The 16,040-nt window shown below is 74.3% G+C and carries 14 protein-coding genes; 5 read left to right on the forward strand and 9 right to left on the reverse strand.

Going from position 1 to position 16,040, the window contains the following annotated elements; genetic code table 11:
* Nucleotides 1-17: 17 nt before the first annotated feature.
* The 3 genes from SERN_RS14495 to SERN_RS14505 all read left to right on the forward strand — a co-directional run bounded on the left by SERN_RS14495 (nt 18) and on the right by SERN_RS14505 (nt 1,607).
* Nucleotides 18-884, forward strand: a complete 867-nt coding sequence (locus SERN_RS14495; RefSeq protein ID WP_199241632.1) for an HAD hydrolase family protein — start codon at nt 18-20, stop codon at nt 882-884.
* Between the two features lie 68 nt (nt 885-952).
* Complete coding sequence (locus SERN_RS14500; RefSeq protein ID WP_135850879.1) at nt 953-1,273, forward strand: hypothetical protein; 321 nt, start codon at nt 953-955, stop codon at nt 1,271-1,273.
* Nucleotides 1,263-1,607 (forward strand): hypothetical protein, encoded by a 345-nt coding sequence (locus tag SERN_RS14505; RefSeq protein ID WP_135850880.1) that lies wholly within the window; start codon nt 1,263-1,265, stop codon nt 1,605-1,607. The genes SERN_RS14500 and SERN_RS14505 overlap by 11 nt, the downstream gene beginning before the upstream one ends.
* Before the next feature lie 12 nt (nt 1,608-1,619).
* Here the strand turns inward: SERN_RS14505 and SERN_RS14510 are convergent, their stop codons facing one another.
* The gene (locus SERN_RS14510; RefSeq protein WP_135850881.1) at nt 1,620-2,045 is read right to left on the reverse strand and encodes a DUF2809 domain-containing protein; all 426 of its coding nucleotides are present in this window, start codon (nt 2,043-2,045) and stop codon (nt 1,620-1,622) included.
* A 267-nt stretch (nt 2,046-2,312) separates the two neighbouring features.
* Between SERN_RS14510 and SERN_RS14515 the strand changes: the two genes are divergently transcribed.
* Nucleotides 2,313-3,344, forward strand: a complete 1,032-nt coding sequence (locus tag SERN_RS14515) for a serine hydrolase domain-containing protein (protein ID WP_135850882.1) — start codon at nt 2,313-2,315, stop codon at nt 3,342-3,344.
* A gap of 104 nt (nt 3,345-3,448) precedes the next feature.
* A complete protein-coding gene (locus SERN_RS14520; RefSeq protein WP_135850883.1) occupies nt 3,449-5,791 on the forward strand; it encodes an FdhF/YdeP family oxidoreductase in 2,343 nt (780 codons plus the stop codon).
* A 178-nt stretch (nt 5,792-5,969) separates the two neighbouring features.
* Here the strand turns inward: SERN_RS14520 and SERN_RS14525 are convergent, their stop codons facing one another.
* The 8 genes from SERN_RS14525 to arfA all read right to left on the reverse strand — a co-directional run bounded on the left by SERN_RS14525 (nt 5,970) and on the right by arfA (nt 16,013).
* On the reverse strand, nt 5,970-7,511 hold the full coding sequence (locus SERN_RS14525; RefSeq protein ID WP_135850884.1) for a phytoene desaturase family protein: 1,542 nt from the start codon (nt 7,509-7,511) through the stop codon (nt 5,970-5,972).
* Complete coding sequence (locus tag SERN_RS14530) at nt 7,508-8,749, reverse strand: glycosyltransferase (RefSeq protein ID WP_135850885.1); 1,242 nt, start codon at nt 8,747-8,749, stop codon at nt 7,508-7,510. The genes SERN_RS14525 and SERN_RS14530 overlap by 4 nt, the downstream gene beginning before the upstream one ends.
* Nucleotides 8,749-9,465, reverse strand: coding sequence for a 1-acyl-sn-glycerol-3-phosphate acyltransferase (locus SERN_RS14535; protein ID WP_158292678.1), 717 nt, complete (start codon nt 9,463-9,465; stop codon nt 8,749-8,751). Before SERN_RS14535 ends, SERN_RS14530 begins: the two co-directional genes overlap by 1 nt.
* A gap of 19 nt (nt 9,466-9,484) precedes the next feature.
* The gene (locus tag SERN_RS14540) at nt 9,485-10,612 is read right to left on the reverse strand and encodes a carotenoid biosynthesis protein (RefSeq protein WP_199241633.1); all 1,128 of its coding nucleotides are present in this window, start codon (nt 10,610-10,612) and stop codon (nt 9,485-9,487) included.
* Nucleotides 10,609-12,258: a phytoene desaturase family protein gene (crtI, locus tag SERN_RS14545; protein ID WP_135850887.1), complete on the reverse strand. Its 1,650-nt coding sequence runs from the start codon at nt 12,256-12,258 to the stop codon at nt 10,609-10,611. The genes SERN_RS14540 and crtI overlap by 4 nt, the downstream gene beginning before the upstream one ends.
* Nucleotides 12,240-13,193: a phytoene/squalene synthase family protein gene (locus tag SERN_RS14550; RefSeq protein ID WP_233251729.1), complete on the reverse strand. Its 954-nt coding sequence runs from the start codon at nt 13,191-13,193 to the stop codon at nt 12,240-12,242. The genes crtI and SERN_RS14550 overlap by 19 nt, the downstream gene beginning before the upstream one ends.
* Nucleotides 13,190-14,254 carry a polyprenyl synthetase family protein gene (locus SERN_RS14555; protein ID WP_158292679.1) on the reverse strand — a complete coding sequence of 355 codons (1,065 nt, stop codon included), beginning with the start codon at nt 14,252-14,254 and terminating at the stop codon, nt 13,190-13,192. Before SERN_RS14555 ends, SERN_RS14550 begins: the two co-directional genes overlap by 4 nt.
* A 232-nt stretch (nt 14,255-14,486) precedes the next feature.
* Nucleotides 14,487-16,013, reverse strand: a complete 1,527-nt coding sequence (arfA, locus tag SERN_RS14560) for an arabinosylfuranosidase ArfA (RefSeq protein WP_135850889.1) — start codon at nt 16,011-16,013, stop codon at nt 14,487-14,489.
* Nucleotides 16,014-16,040: the final 27 nt, after the last annotated feature.

The raw sequence follows: 16,040 nt of genomic DNA on the forward strand, positions 1-16,040 counted from the left end.
GCTGGGAGGATGGGCGGGTGAGCGCCCCCGACATCCGCCTGATCGCCATCGACCTGGACGGGACCCTGCTGGACTCCCGCAAGCGTCTCGGCGCCGACTTCCCGCCCCTGCTCGCCGAGCTGACGGCGCGCTGCATCGCCGTCGTCCCCGCGAGCGGCCGGCAGCACGAGAGCATCCGGCTGGCGATCGCCGGCGAGGACCCCGTCGGACCCGACGACACCCCCGTGGGCGCCGGCCGCCAGGCCGTCGACGCGCTGGCGATCATCGCCGAGAACGGCGCCCTGGCGGCCCGCGGCGGGGAGGTCGTCTCGCTCGACGGCGTCCCGCGCGACGCCGTCGCCGTCGTGCTCGACGCCGTGGAGCGCTACACCGCCGGGGGCGGGACGGCCGCCGTCGTGCTCGCGGGGCGCCGGAGCGCGTGGGTGAGCACGGCCGCCGTCGCGTCGCTGCCGGACTTCGTGCGGACGGCGCAGCCGTACTACCCGCTGCTCGAGGTCGTCGAGGACCTGCACGCGGTCGACGACGACGTGCTGAAGATCGCCGTCTGGGACCCGAACGGCTCCGAGACCGGCGTCGCGGCCGCGATCGGTGAGGTCCCCGGCTCGCGCGTGCTCGTCTCGGCCGGCGTGTGGGTGGACATCATGAGCCCGACGGCGGACAAGGGCGCCGCGCTCGCCGCGCTCCAGGACGAGATGGGCGTGACGCCGGCCCAGACGATGGCGTTCGGCGACTACCCCAACGACCTCGGCATGCTCGCGCGCGCCGAGTGGTCCTACGCGATGGCGGGGGCGCACCCGGAGGTCGCGGCGGCGGCGCGGTACACGGCGCCGTCCAACGACGACTCGGGTGTCGTGCGGACGATCCGCGAGGTGCTGGGGCTGTAGGGACGAGCGGCCACCTCGAGCGCCGAGCCGGCCCGGCGCCGGACGGCGTCCGTCGCTAGGCTCGCGTCATGTTCGTCCAGCACCTCGACGGCTCCTCCGACCCCTGTGAGCTCTCCGGTCTGCCCGCGCTGATCGACGAGCTGGACGACGCGAACGCGGAGGAGTCCGACGTCGGCGTCTGCGAGGACTTCGGCTGGTTCGTCTCCGCCTACGCCTCCGGCACGGTCGTCCTCGTGCACGCGGAGCGACCTCACGACCCTGAGCTCGTCCTGCACGGCGTCCCTCGGAACGAGATGTTGGAGATCGTCACGGAGCTCGCGACCGGGCGTCTCGACGACCTCCGCGCACGGCCGTGGAGGCTCGAAGGAGGCGCCTCCGGTGAAGGGTGACCGCCACCGACGCGTGCTGAGGCTCGCCTCGACCCCGCGACGCGGTCGAGGGGAGGACGCCTCCGCCTGGCCGTACGACGTGGACCTGCTCGTGGACGGTGACGGCCGGTGGACGGTCGGACTCAGCGAGGGCGTGGGACACGGGTCCGCCGGCTGCATCGTCGGCGTCGACGAGGCGCTGGAGACACGTTGGCTCGCCCACATCGTGAAGGCCCAGGGCGAGTGGCTGGTTCCCTTCCTGCGACGTCTCCGCGACGGTGGTCGTGTGACGGAGGAGGAGCTCGTCGAGGAGTACCGGAGCCGTCACGGCCGGAGCCCGCACGTCCGCGACTGAGCAGCAGCGCCGTCAGCGGGCTCGGCGCGGGCCCGCGAGGACGGCGTCGGTCGTCGCCATCAGGGCGACCCCGGCCGCCCCGACCACGAGGTCGCTCACCACGAAGGTCGACCCCAGCACGAGGCGGGCCGGGCCGAACGCGTCGCTGATCGCTGCCGGGACGCCGGTGAGCTGGAACAGCTCCAGGCCGAGGACGACGGCGAGCGCCACCAGGGCGAGTCGCCCCACCGATGCGGCCGGTCCGACGATCGCGGCGACGACGTAGACGAGCGCCGCGTAGAGCAGCCCTCCCGCGACGTCGCCCGCCGCGCCCGGAAGGACGAACCGGCCGAGGAGGCCGAGGCCGACGATCAGGACGGCGATCAGGACGAGGCCGACGCGCGAGCGGCGTCCGGGGACGACCGGGGCGCGGACGCTGCGGATCGGCGGATCGGTCATGGGACATAGCCCACCACATCGTCGAGGGTGCCGGCTCGCTGAGGGAGGACGACAGACATGAAAGGTCGGCTCTCTGCGGCCGAACACGTCGAGCAGACGGCTGACCTGCCTGAACGCTCGGTGGCCGCGGTCGTACGGCCACCTCCTCCTCCCTGGGCGAGCGCTCGCTCGAGATCTGGCGCTTGCCGACCGCGGCGGTCACCCCTGCCGCGGCCCATTCCACTATTGAGGTAGCGCTACGCGCGGGATCGGGCGAGGATCGAGCGCATGAGCGCCACCGATGCCGCGACCACCGACCCCGCCGACCTCCCGGCTCTCCCCGCCGACCTGCGCGACGCCGTCCGCGACGCCGAGGCCGAGCCGAGCGCCGGCGTCGTCCGCATCGACGAGGGCGGCCGCACGCTCCTGACCCACGCGTGGGGCCTGGCCGACCGCCGCCACGGGATCGCGATGACGCCGGGACACCGCGTCGCCGTCGCGAGCGGCGCGAAGGGTTTCACCGCCCTCGCCGTGATGAGCCTCGTGGCCGACGGCACCCTCACCCTCGCGACCACGGCGCGCTCGATCCTGCGAGACGACCTGCCCCTCGTCCCCGACGACGTCTCGATCGAGCACCTCCTCGCGCACCGCTCGGGCATCGGCGACCACCTCGACGACGATGCGGACACCGCCGAGTACCTGCTGCCCGGCGCGATGAGCGGCTACGTCGACCCCGAGGACTACCTCGCCGTGCTCGGCGGGCACGAGCAGACCTTCGCGCCGGGCACGGACTTCGCGTACTGCAACGGCGGGTACGTCGTGCTCGCGATCCTGGCGCAGCGCGCCTGCGGCACACCGTTCCACGACCTCGTGCGCGAGCGGGTCCTCGCACCGGCCGGACTGGTCAGCACTGCCTATCTGCGCAGCGACGCGCTGCCGGGGGACGCCGCCGTCGGCTACGTCCAGGTCGACGGCGCGTGGCGCACCAACGTCCACCACCTCCCGGTCGTCGGGGGCGGCGACGGTGGCATCTGGACGACGGCGGCCGACCTCGTGACCTTCTGGGACGCGCTGCTGGCGGGCCGCATCGTGCCGCGCGCGCTGGTCGACGAGATGCTGCGCGAGCGCACGCCCGAGACCGAGGACGAGCTGGCCTACGGGCTCGGGTTCTGGCTGCCGGAGCCGGGAGTGGTGCAGCTCGTCGGGCAGGACGCCGGCGCCTCGTTCTCCTCGCGCCACACGATCGCGACGGCGCGCACCGCCTCCGTCCTGGCCACGACGGCGGACGCCGCCTGGGACGTCGAGAGCGCCATCCGCTGACGCGGCCGCCCGGGCGCGCCTGCCGCTCACAGCGGCGAGCGCCGACCGCCCCGCCGCGGCGTAGGGTCGAGCGGAGTCGGGGAGCGCGAGCGAGGGAGCGGGCCATGGTCAAGGAGCTGCACGACCACCGGGATCACGACGGCGACCGCCGGGTCCCGCAGACCGACGAGAGCGCGCTGCACATCGCCACCCCGAGCCGCCGAGCGGCCGGCGTGCCCGGCGTCACGCACGCGCTCGACCACACCCTCACCGAGCTCGGTCCCGTCCGCACGGCCCGCACGCTCGCGCGCCTCAACCAGAACCACGGCTTCGACTGCCCCGGATGCGCGTGGCCCGACCCCGAGCACCGCAGCCCCGCGGAGTTCTGCGAGAACGGCGCGAAGGCCGTCGCGGAGGAGGCGACCCGCGCCGTCGCCGGACCCGCCTTCTTCGCCGAGCACAGCGTCGAGGAGCTGCGCGCCTGGGACGACCACTCGCTCGGCAAGCAGGGCCGCCTGACGCACCCGATGCTGCTCGACACCGGAGCCACCCACTACCGGCCCGTCTCGTGGGACGAGGCGCTCGACGTCGTCGCCTCCGAGCTCCTGGCGCTCCGCACGCCCGACGAGGCGATCTTCTACACCTCGGGCCGCACCTCGAACGAGGCGGCGTTCGCCTACCAGCTGCTCGTGCGCGGCTTCGGCACGAACAACCTCCCCGACTGCTCCAACATGTGCCACGAGTCCTCGGGCTCGGCGCTGACCGAGACGATCGGGATCGGCAAGGGCAGCGTGAGCCTGGCCGACGTCGCTGCCGCCGACGTGATCGTCGTCGCCGGGCAGAATCCCGGCACGAACCACCCGCGCATGCTCTCGACGCTCGAGAAGGCCGCCCGGCGCGGCGCGCGGATCATCGCCGTCAACCCGCTGCGCGAGGTCGGCCTCGAGAAGTTCGCCAACCCGCAGGAGCCGCTGTCCATCGCGCGCGGCGGCACGACGCTGGCCACCGACCACCTCCAGATCCGCCTCGGCGGCGACCAGGCGCTGTTCCAGGCGTGGGGTCGGGTGCTGCTCGAGGCCGAGGAGGCGGCGCCGGGCACGGTCTTCGACCACGAGTTCCTCCGGTCCTCCACGCACGGCCTCGAGCCCTACCTGGAGCACCTGCGCGCGCTGAACTGGGCCGAGGTCGAGACCGCGACCGGCCTCACGCAGGCCGAGATCCGCACGACGGCGGAGGCCCTGCTCGGCTCGCGGCGCACCGTCGTGTGCTGGGCGATGGGGCTCACGCAGCACCCGCACTCGGTGGCGATGCTGCGCGACGTCGTCAACGTCCTGCTGCTGCAGGGCAACATCGGGCGGCCCGGCGCGGGCGTGTGCCCGGTGCGCGGCCACTCCAACGTGCAGGGCGACCGCACGATGGGCATCTTCGAGCGCATGCCGGAGGCCTTCCACGACGCGATCGACGCCGAGTTCGACTTCGCCTCGCCCCGCGAGCACGGGCTCGACACCGTCGGGGCGATCGGGGCGATGCGCGACGGCGCGGCCCAGGTCTTCGTCGGCATGGGCGGCAACTTCGCCAAGGCCTCGCCCGACACCGCCGTGACCGAGGCCGCCCTGCAGCGGATGCGGCTGACGGTGCACGTCTCGACGAAGCCGAACCGCTCGCACGTCACCACCGGCCGGCGCGCGCTGATCCTCCCGACGCTCGGGCGCACCGAGACGGACGCGCAGGCGAGCGGGCCGCAGCGCGTCAGCGTCGAGGACTCGATGAGCATGGTGCACGCCTCGCGCGGCCGGCTCGACCCCGCGAGCGAGCACCTGCGCAGCGAGGTCTGGATCCTCACGCGGCTGGCCGAGAAGGTCCTGGCCGGCCGCCCCGGGGCGCCCGTCGTGGACTGGGCCGCATGGCGCGCGGACTACCGCCTCATCCGCTCGGCGATCTCTCGCGTGGTCCCCGGTTTCGCGGACTACGAGGCACGGCTCGACCTGCCGGGCGGGTTCGTCCTGCCCCACCCGCCGCGGGACGAGCGACGGTTCGCGACGCCGTCGGGCCGCGCCGAGATCACCGTCAACGAGCTGGTCTACCCGCGAGTGAAGCCGGGGCGGCTGCTGCTCCAGACCCTGCGCAGCCACGACCAGTTCAACACCACGATCTACGGGCTCGACGACCGCTACCGCGGGATCCACGGCGGTCGCCGGGTGGTGTTCGTGCACCCCGACGACATCGCCTCCCTCGGGCTCGCCGACGGCCAGGTGGTGGACCTGGTCTCGGAGTGGACCGACGGCGTCGAGCGGCGCGCCGAGGCGTTCCGGGTGGTCGCCTACGACACCCCGCGCGGGTGCGCCGCGGCCTACTACCCGGAGACGAACGTGCTCGTACCGCTGGACTCGTTCGCGAAGGGCAGCCGGACGCCGACGTCGAAGTCGGTCGAGGTACGGCTCGAGGTGCGCGCCGCCGTCACGGCGTGAGGCGACGGCGGCAGCCCGTCCCTCGAGGCGGTGTGGCCGTGCCTTCGGGCGGTGCGGCGTCCGCCGGCTCGGCGTGTCGGGGGCGGACACGCCGTCGGGCCTGAACGATCGGCCGGTCGGACCGCCCGAAGGGACGGCGGCACCGCTCGAAGGGACGCACCCCCGGCGGGCCGACCGATCAGGCGGGCCCGATCAGCCCCGCCGTGATCTCCGCCGACAGCGTCACCAGCGGCAGACCGCCGCCCGGGTGCGCCGAGCCGCCGACCAGGTACAGACCGGCCAGCGGGCCGCGGTTGGCCGGGCGCAGGAACGCCGACGTCGAGCCGTTCGACGACGTGCCGTAGATGGCACCGCCGGGCGCGAGCGTCGAGCGCTCGAGGTCGGCGGGCGACCGCGTCTCGACCCAGCGCACGTACGGCCGCACGTCCAGGCCGCGCTCGGCCATGACCTCCAGGATCCGCCGCCCGTACGCCTCCGCGAGACCGGGGCGGTCCCAGTCGGCGCCGTGCTCGGGGTCGTGCCGCGGCGCGTTCACCAGCACGAACCACGCACCCTCGCCGCGCGCCAGACCCGCCTCACCGCCCGGCACGATCGACGCGTCCTGCGGCGCCGTGACGTAGACCGTGGGGTCGTCCACGGGCCGCGGGCCGCCGCCCCCGTGCCAGCGCGCGTACCGCCCGACGCCGAACACCGCGTCGAACTCGTCGTCGTAGTCGCGCGGGAACAGCACGCGGTGGTGCGCCGCCCGCTCGCGGAGCTCCGCCGGCAGCCCCTCCAGCGCGAGCAGCAGCACGAATCCGGCGAGCGACGGCGTCGCCCGCCGCAGCGCACGGAGCCGCCGCCGCGCGGCCGGACCCTGCACCAGCTCGCCGTAGACCTGGCTCGCGTCCGCGTTGGCGACGACGACGTCCGCCGCCAGCCGCTCGCCGCCCGCCGTCACGACACCGGTGACGCGACCGCCGTCGTGCTCGATCGAGGCGACCCGCACCCCGGTGCGGATCTCGGCCCCGAGCGAGCGCGCGCGATCGGCGATCGCCGCGCCGAGCGCGCGCAGCCCGCCCGGCACGTACCAGGAGCCGAACGCCTGCTCGGCGTAGGGCACGGTCGCCAGGGCCGACGGCGCCCGCCGCGGATCGCTGCCCGTGTAGGTCGCGTAGCGGTCGAGCATCGCGCGCAGCCGCGGGTCGGTCAGGCGCCGCGCGCCGAACTGCCGCAGACTCAGCCACGGCGCGATGGTCGTGAGGTTGGCCGTGTCGGACGACATCGCGGCGAGCGTCCCGCGCCCGATCGGCGAGCGCAGGAACGGCTGCTCGGCGACGTCCCAGATGGCGGCAGCGTCGTCGAGGAACGCCTTCCACTGCGTTCCCGTCCCCGAGCCCAGCGCGGCGTCGAGCGCGGCGGGGATCTCCTCGATGCGGCCGGGGAGGTCGACGCCGGTGCCGTCGGGGAACGTGTAGCGGCACGCGACGTCGAGCTGCTCGAGGTCCACCGCGTCGGCCAGCGGCGCCCCGGTCGCGTCGAACAGGTCGGCGAACACCTGCGGCATCGTCACGAGCGAGGGGCCCGTGTCGAAGACGTAGCCGTCGCGCTCGTAGGTGCCGAGCTTGCCGCCGATGCGCATCGCGGCCTCCAGGACGGTCACCTCGTGACCGAGCGCGGCCAGCCGCGCGGCGCTCGCGAGCCCGCCGACCCCGGCACCGACCACGACGACGCGGCTCACGGCCGCCACCCCCGTCGGGCCGCCGGATAGGTCCGGCCGCGCCACGTGAGCCGCCCGCTGATCGCCTTGGCGTACGCGGGCAGGACGGCCAGCGGGCTGATCGGCCCGAGCAGCGTCTCGGCCAGCTCGACCGGCCGCGTGCGCCCGACCAGGAGGTTCACCGCCGCGCGATCGAGCAGCCCGAGCGCGCGCACGAGGCGCACCAGCGGGGTCGCGGGCAGCAGCCACGGCAGGGTGTACGTCATCAGGAACCACGCGGCCGCGCCGACCATCACGAGCCGGGACTCGCGGTGCAGGCCGGGCATGCTCTTGGCCATCCCCTCCACGGCCGCGGCGTAGGAGTCGTACATCCGCACCTCGATCGCCGCCCCTCCGAGCACGACGTCGAACCTCGCGCCCGCGTCACGGGCGCGCCGGGCGAGGCGCACGTCCTCGACCAGCTCGCCGCGCACCGCCGCGTGCCCTCCGGCGAGCTCGTAGGCCGCGCGGCGGAAGGCCATGACCTGGCCGTTGGCGGCGAGCGCACCCCGGCGTCGCGACCGGATGACCGGGACGGGGGCGTGACCGACGAACGCCGCGTCCACGAGCGGCACCATCAGACGCTCGCCGAACGATCCCACGCGGTGCCGCGGGAAGACGGTCAGCAGGTCGGTCCGACCGCGGTCCATCTCCGCGACGAGCTCGTCCAGGGCGCCGGGGCGCCACGTCACGTCGGCGTCCGTGAAGACGAGCAGGTGCTCGCGCTCGTCGGCGCCGCCGTCCTCACCGACTCCGTCGGCGTCGCTCGCCGTCACGGCGTCGGCCAGCTGCTGGCACGCCCAGGTCTTGCCGATCCAGCCGTCGGGCAGCGGTTCGCCCGTCAGCACGCGGGCGCCGAGCTCGCGGGCCACGCGCGCGGTCGCGTCGCTCGAGTGGTCGTCGAGCACGACGACCTCGTCCGCGCCCTGGGCCAGGAGCAGCGGCAGCGTCGAGGGGAGCGTGTGCTCCTCGTCGCGTGCGGGCACGAGCAGGCTGATGCGGTAGCGACGCGAGGGCGAGGTGCGGGCGACGTCGGCCGGGCCGCCGTCGCCCAGGCGGTGCAGACCGCCGGCGTTCGAGGCGAGGGTCAGGGCGCGGTAGGTGAGGTAGCCCAGCGCGATCGTGCCGACGACGCCGGAGGCCGCGCCCGCCGTCGTCGCCCGCTCGCCGGGGCGGGTGCCGAGCGCGAAGGACACGAGTCGGCGGGTGGTGGCGCTCATCATCGGCTCCGTCGGTCGAGGGGGGTGGGACGGCTCGGCTCGCCCGTCAGCCAGGCGAAGATCCTGACCTGCCAGCCGACGCTGTCGCGGCGGGGTGAGGTGCCGTGCTTCAGCACGCGGTATCCCGGCACCGGTCGCTCCGGGTGGGCGACGGCGACGTCCGCGTCGAGTGCGGCGACCTCCGTGCGCAGGCGTTCGGCCAGCAGCGCCGTCGTCGCGCGCCTGTCCTGGGCACCGGCGTCGATCGGGGTGCCGACGCGCACGAGCACCTCGGGCTGCGGGGCGCCGCGCACGACCACGCGCACGACGGCGGGGACCAGCGGCACGCGCGCGGTCCGTGCCACCCAGGCCGCGCCGGGGTGCAGCGGGGCGACGGTGCGGCCGGGCTGGATCTCGCCCTCGGGGAAGAGGACCGCCCAGCGCCCGGCCGCGGCCGCTCGCGCCAGCACGCGCGAGCCGTCGGTCCCGGTGGCGCCGGCGAGGCGGAGGAACGGGAACGCCGCGAGGCGCTCGGAGGTCATCATGACGGCCGAGCGCCGCCCGACCGCCCCGGCGAGCGCGCCCAGCACGTAACCGTCCCACCAGGACCCGTGGGTCGAGGCGATGACGGCGCCCCCGCGGGGCAGCTCGCCCGCCACGGCGATCGTGCCGAAGGTCGTGCGCAGGCTGCGACCGACGCTGCGCATCACGACGGCCCGCCCGAGCGGGGCGGGCACGAGACGGATCATCGAGGGGTCACGACCTGCCGGGACCGGCGAGGTCGGCGCCGTGGTCGACGGAAAGCACCTCGCGGTCGCCCGAAACCACCTCGCGAGTGCCCGAAAGTGCCTCGCGAGTGCGACGGCGGCGGGCGGTGGCGAGCGCGGCCACCAGCGGGACGGCGACCGTGCCCATCACGAGGCCGCCCGCGACCGCGACCGACGGGCGGGCCCAGAACGTCAGGTTGCCGAGGATGCACGAGGCGAACGTCCACAGGTAGACGGCGTACGGCACGGCGTCGGCGCGCTGCCGCGACGGATCGCCGAGGTCGCGCGCGTCCCAGAGGCGTCGGGCGCGGCCGTGCCACAGGTCGAGCAGCGCGGCGATGACCGCCGAGGTCAGGAACCAGCCCGCGTAGTTGGTCAGCGGGATGCCGGGCGTGCCGGGGAGCGACGGCTCCGGGTTGGCCCAGCCCCAGTTCCCGGCGTCGACCATCTGCGGGTCGAGGAAGACGTCCCAGGCCGTGAGCGCCAGCGCGGCCAGCGCGATCCGGCCCACGCGGCGCAGCCCGCCGCCCTCGCCCACGAGGCGCGTGGCGACGACGAAGGCCGGGTAGGCGAGCGTCAGCCAGGCCAGCAGCACCAGCAGCGAGACCCCCGCCAGCTCCGGTCCGAGCGACCCCGTGTAGGCGTACTCGCCGAACGGGAAGCCGGTGGCGATGCCCACCGCCTCGGCCACCCACGTGAGCACCGCGACGATGCCGACCATCCCCACACCGAACCGCCAGCCGCCGACGGACGTGGCGTGCAGCGCGGCGGTCGCCGCCATGAGCACGACGCTGGCCACGGTCAGCGGGATCGTCCCGCCGTTGAGCGCGAACGTCATCTGCACCCCGACGGCGCCCGCGAACGTCACCCAGGCGGCGCGGCCGGCGAGGGCGCGCAGCGGGTAGCGGCGGTCGCTGCCCGTCGGGTTCGAGCCGGCCGAGCCGTCACCCGACGTGTCGTCCACGGCGTCGGCCTCGACCGGCGACGGCGCCGCGGCGAGCACGCCCTCCCGGTCCCGGCGGCGCCGGGAGAGACGGGACAGCCCGCGGTAGGCGAGGTAGCCGAGCGCCACCGTGCCTGCCACGACGGAGACGACCTGCGTCGTCCCCGAGCTCATCGAGCGGCCCCGGGCGCCTCGTCCATCGGAATCGGTCCGGGCGAGGAGTCGCCGCGCATCGACTTCAGCACGAGCTCGGCCGAGATCAGGCACATGGGCACGCCGACCCCGGGCACCGTCGTGGCACCCGCGTAGTACAGGCCGTCGACCTTGCGCGAGGCGGGGCCGCGGCGGAACATCGCCGACTGCCGCAGCACGTGCGAGGGGCCGAGCATGCCGTCGCGCCAGGAGTGGTAGTCCGTCCCGAAGTCGGCGGGACCGAGCGTGTGGCGCACCGTGATGCGCTCGGCCAGGTCGGGCACGTCCGCCCAGCGCGCGACCTGCTCGATCGCGAGGTCGGCGAGGCGTTCGACGGCGGGGTCCACGTCGCGCTCACGGGCGTCACCCGGGTACCCGGTCCCGTGCCCCAGGCCGATCTCGCCCGAGACGGGCACGAGCAGGAAGAGGTTCTCGCTCCCGGCGGGGGCGACGCCGTCGTCGGACGCGGACGGCCGGCACACGTACAGGGAGGTGGTCTCCGGCGTCGGGCTGCCGAGGAAGACCGCGTCGAGCCCGACCTCCCAGTCGCGCGTGAGCAGCAGGGTGTGGTGCGGCAGCGTGGGCAGCTCGCCCTCGACGCCCAGCATGACCAGCACGCTGGAGGGGCCGGGGACCGTGCGGTCCCAGGCGCGCTCGGGCCAGGTCTGCAGGTCCGGCGCGAGGAGCTGGGTCTCGGTGTGGTGCATGTCCGCGGCGGACACGACGACGTCGGCCCGCGTGCGGTGCTCGACACCCTCGCCGTCGGTCCACACCACCCCGCGCACCTCGCCCCGCGAGCCGACCGGGAGGGCCGGGCCGCGCCGTCGGGCCGCGAGGATCTCGGTGACCTCGGCGTCCAGCGTGATGCGGACGCCCTCGGCGAGCGCGCGCTCGTGCAGCGCGTGCACGAACGCGGTGAAGCCACCCTTCGGGTAGCGCACGCCCTCGACGAGGTCGATGTGGCTCATGAGGTGGTAGATCGCGGGCGCCCTGCGCGGGTCGACGCCGAGGAAGATCGCGTTGTACTGCAGCACCTGGCGCAGCAGCGGGTGCTCGAACCGGGCGTTCGACCAGCGCGCGAGCGACGTCGAGAGCCAGCGCACGAGGTCGCGGGTCGCGCCGCGCAGGCGTGCGCTGCTGATGTCGGGGACGGCCGTGAACGGGTTGTAGAGGAACTCCGCCAGCGAGATCGTCAGGGCCGACCGGGCCGAGGCGAGGTAGCGGCGCATCTCCTCGCCGGCGCCGGGCTCGAGGCTCTCGGCCATGGCGCTGACGGCGTCCTCGCCGCGCGGGACGTCGAGGCGGTCGACGGTCGGGGCACCACCACCAGCAGCCGCCGGTGCCGCTCCGCTGTCCCCCGCCAGGATCGTGTAGCCCTCGAGCACCTGGAGGTCGACCATCTCCTCGATGCTCGTGCCGAGCATCTCGGCGTAGTGCTCGAACACCTCGGCCATCAGGTACCACGAGGGTCCGGTGTCGAAGCGGAAGCCGGCGTCGTCGATCCACCCGGCCCGTCCACCGACGCGTGAGCCCCGCTCGAGGATCTCCACCTCGTGTCCGTCGCGCGCGAGCAGGGCGGCCGTGGCCAGCCCCGCGATTCCTGCACCGATCACGACGACGCGCGCCACGGAGCCTCCTTCAGGACGACGGCGGCCACGAGGCGCGCCTTGACGGGGGCGGGGACGGAGATCCGTCGCCGCGCAAGCTGGTCGGCCGGGGTGGCCGCGATGCGCCGGTTGAGCTCCTCGAACAGCGCGCACGCGGCGGCGACGCCGGCGCGGCAGTCGCGCGGCAGGAGCGCGATGCCGCGCTTGGCGATGCGCACGTCGGTGTCGACGCGGTCCACCCAGAGGCGCTTGGTGGCCTCGTCCACAACGGTGGCCGGCGTCGCCGTCGCGGACGATGCCGACGCCTCGCGACCTGCCGTCTCGCCGGGGAGGTAGCCGCGGCCGCGCGCGGCGTCGTCGGCCAGGTCGCGCAGGAAGTTGACGTTCTGGAACGCCGCCCCGAGAGCGCGAGCGCTGGCGGTCATCACCTCGAGCTCGTCGGCGTGCGGCGTCCGTCCCGCGAGGAAGACCTGCAGGCACATCAGACCGACGACCTCGGCGGAGCCGTAGACGTAGGCCTCCTGCTCGGCCGGGTCGAGGTCGCGCGGGTCGAGGTCCATCTCCATGGAGGCGAAGAACGGTCGCGTCTGCGTGGCGTCGATCCCGCTCGCGCGAGCGGCGACCGCGAAGGCGTGCACCACGAGGTTGGTGCTGAACCCCGAGGCGACCGCGCCGTCGACCTCGGCCTCGAGCGCGCGCAGCGCGGTGAGCTGCTCCTCGAGCGTGAGCCCCGCGGCGGAGCCGACGCCGTCGACCACCTCGTCCGCGACGCGCACCAGCGCGTAGACCGAGGCGATGCTCGTGCGGCAGCGTGGCGCGAGCAGGCGCGTGGCGACGCCGAACGACGTCGAGTACGAGGCGATGACGCGGGCGGCGGACTGCTGCGCGACCCGGGTGTAGCGGGCCAGGGCGGCAGCGTTGACCTCGGCCTCGGCAGGTGACGCGGCCGCGGTCACGACCGACGTTCCGTGAGGGCGAGCACGAGGGCGTGCAGCACCTGCGCGAGCGGACCGGACTCTCCCGCGAGCCGGAGGGCGCGCTCGAGCGCGTCGGAGAGGTCCTGCTCGACGGCCCTGCGCGCCCCGCTCGCCTCGAGGAGCGCGAGCACGTGCGCGCCGTCGTCGGCCGTGAGGTCGGCGCTGCCGAGGTAGGTGGAGATCTCGGCCCACTGCGGGCTGTCGCTCGCGTGCGCCATGACGGCCGTGTACTTGCCCTCGCGGATGTCGCTGACAGGGTCCTTGCCCACGAGCTCGGGGTCGCCGAACAGGCCCAGCAGGTCGTCCTGCAGCTGGAACGCGAGGCCGAGCGCGGCGGCGAAGTCCTCCAGCCCGTCGGGGACGTCGGCCTCGATCACGATGAGCGCCCAGAGCAGCGGCAGGCGCACGGTGTACGCCCCGGTCTTGGACTGGGACATCGCCAGCACGTCGTCCAGGCTGGGACGCAGCGACTGGCGCGAGAAGCCGACGTCGGCCAGCTCGCCCGCGATCGAGTGCTGCAGCGTCTCCTGGAGCAGGTCGAGCAGGCGGAGCCGGACGGCCTGGGAGGTGTGCAGCCGCGCGAGGCACTGGTGAGCCTGGGAGAGCACGAGGTCACCGGCGAGGATGCCCGCGGCCTCCCCGACGGCGCGGCGCTCGGCCTCGGTCGCGTCGGGGGCGGTGAGCTCCTCGCCGATGCGGGCGATGAGGTTGGGGCGGCCGCGGCGCACGACGTCGTGGTCGATGACGTCGTCGTGCAGCAGGAAGGCGTGGTGCAGCATCTCGACGGCGACGGCCAGCTCCAGCACGGCCTCGTGCTGGTCCTCCCGCGTGCCGACGGCGTTCGCGACGGCGAGCAGGATGGCGGGCCGCACGAGCTTGCCCTCGCTGAGGTTCTCCGCGATGACGTCCCAGATCTGCGCCAGGTCGGGGCTGTAGGCGGCCGCGCGACGGCGCTGCTCCAGCGGGATCGCGGCGAGTCGACGGCGGACCTCGGCGACGCCGTCGACGTCCACGAAATCCGCGATGCGTGGTGACGCCACGCGTAGTGCTTCCGGCATGCAGCCCTCCCGATTGCTAACGAACTTAGCAATTGCCCGACCACCTGTCAGCATCGTTGCGTTGCTCGCCCCCTCGATCATGCGTCATTTCCGGCGCGGATGCCTCACCCGGGGGTGGGGCGGGCCGGATCGGGGCTGGGGCCGGGTCGGTGGCTGTCGCGTCAGGTCCGAATCCGGCGGCGCGCCCGGCTCTGACGTGACACCCACCGGCGGGTCAGCCCCGCGCGAGCCGGATGACGTTCCACGAGATCGGCGGCAGCGTCATCGTCACCCTGGAGCCACGACCGCCGCCCTCGGCGGCCACCGCGGCCGAGCCGTTCGGCCGCGGCAGCACGGTGGCGTCGTCGTCCGCCGTCGCGGACCACGTGTGGTCCTCGTGGGCGTAGCTCGTCGCCTCGAGCAGGTGCAGCCCCTCGATGTGGACGTCGACCGCGAGCTCCGTCGACTCCTCGATCCCCCGGTTCACCGCGAAGATCACCAGCTCGCCCGCCTCCTCGTCCCACGTCGCGACCGAGTCGACCAGGCCGGCCGTGCCGTACCGCGCGCTCTCGTACGTCGGCGCCTCGAGGGCGGTGTGGAGGACGACGCCGCGGGCGAGGTTCGCCGTCTGCGCGAACGGGTGGAACGTGGTCTGCTTCCAGATTCGGCCGCCCGGCTCGGTCATGATCGGCGCGATGACGTTGACGAGCTGGGCCTGCGACGCCGCGTGCACGCGGTCCGTGTGGCGCAGCAGCGAGATCAGCAGCCCGCCGACCACCACGGCGTCGGCCACGGTGTACCGGTCCTCCAGCAGCACGGGCGCGACCGGCCAGTCCTCGCCCGACGGCGGTCGCGACTCCGCGCGGTCCTGGTACCAGACGTTCCACTCGTCGAAGGAGATGTTGATCCGCTTGTCGTGCTTGCCCGCGGCGCGGACGGCATCCGCCGTCGCCACGATCGAGTCGATGAACGAGTCCATGCGGACGCCGGCGGCGAGGAAGGAGGCGAGGTCGCCGTCGTGCTCCGCGAAGTAGATGTGCGCCGAGACGTGGTCCACGAGGTCGTACGTGTGCGTGAGGACCTCGTGCTCCCACGCGCCGAAGGTCGGCATGTCGGACGCCGACGAGCCGCACGCCACCAGCTCGAGGTCCGGCTGCAGCTGCCGCATCGCGCGTGCCGTCTCGGCCGCCAGCCGGCCGTACTCGGCGGCGGTCTTGTGCCCCGTCTGCCACGGGCCGTCCATCTCGTTGCCGAGGCACCACAGCGAGATCGCGTGCGGCTCCTCCGACCCGTTCGCCCGACGCCGGTCGGACAGCTCCGTCCCGCCGCGGACGTTCGAGTACTCGAGCAGGTCGAGCGCCTCGGCGACGCCGCGGGTGCCGAGGTTGACGGCCATCATGGGTTCGACGCCGGCCTTGCGGGCCCAGCGCACGAACTCGTCGACACCGACCGTGTTGGGGTCGGTGGAGTGCCAGGCCAGGTCGAGCCGCGCGGGACGTTCCTGGAGCGGACCGACGCCGTCCTCCCAGCGGTAGCCCGAGACGAAGTTGCCGCCGGGGTAGCGCACGGTCGTGACGCCGAGCTCGCGGACGAGCTCGACGACGTCCTCGCGGAACCCGTCGACGTCGGCGCTCGGGTGCGCGGGATCGTGGATGCCGGTGTAGACGCACCGGCCGAGGTGCTCGACGAACGAGCCGAAGGTGCGGGGCCGGACGGGTCCGACGCGGAAGGCGGGATCGACGACCATGCGTGCTGTGGGCATGGCTGCGAGTTTAACGCTAAACCGACG

The organism is Serinibacter arcticus (assembly GCF_004786095.1).
GTDB lineage: Bacteria > Actinomycetota > Actinomycetes > Actinomycetales > Beutenbergiaceae > Litorihabitans > Litorihabitans arcticus.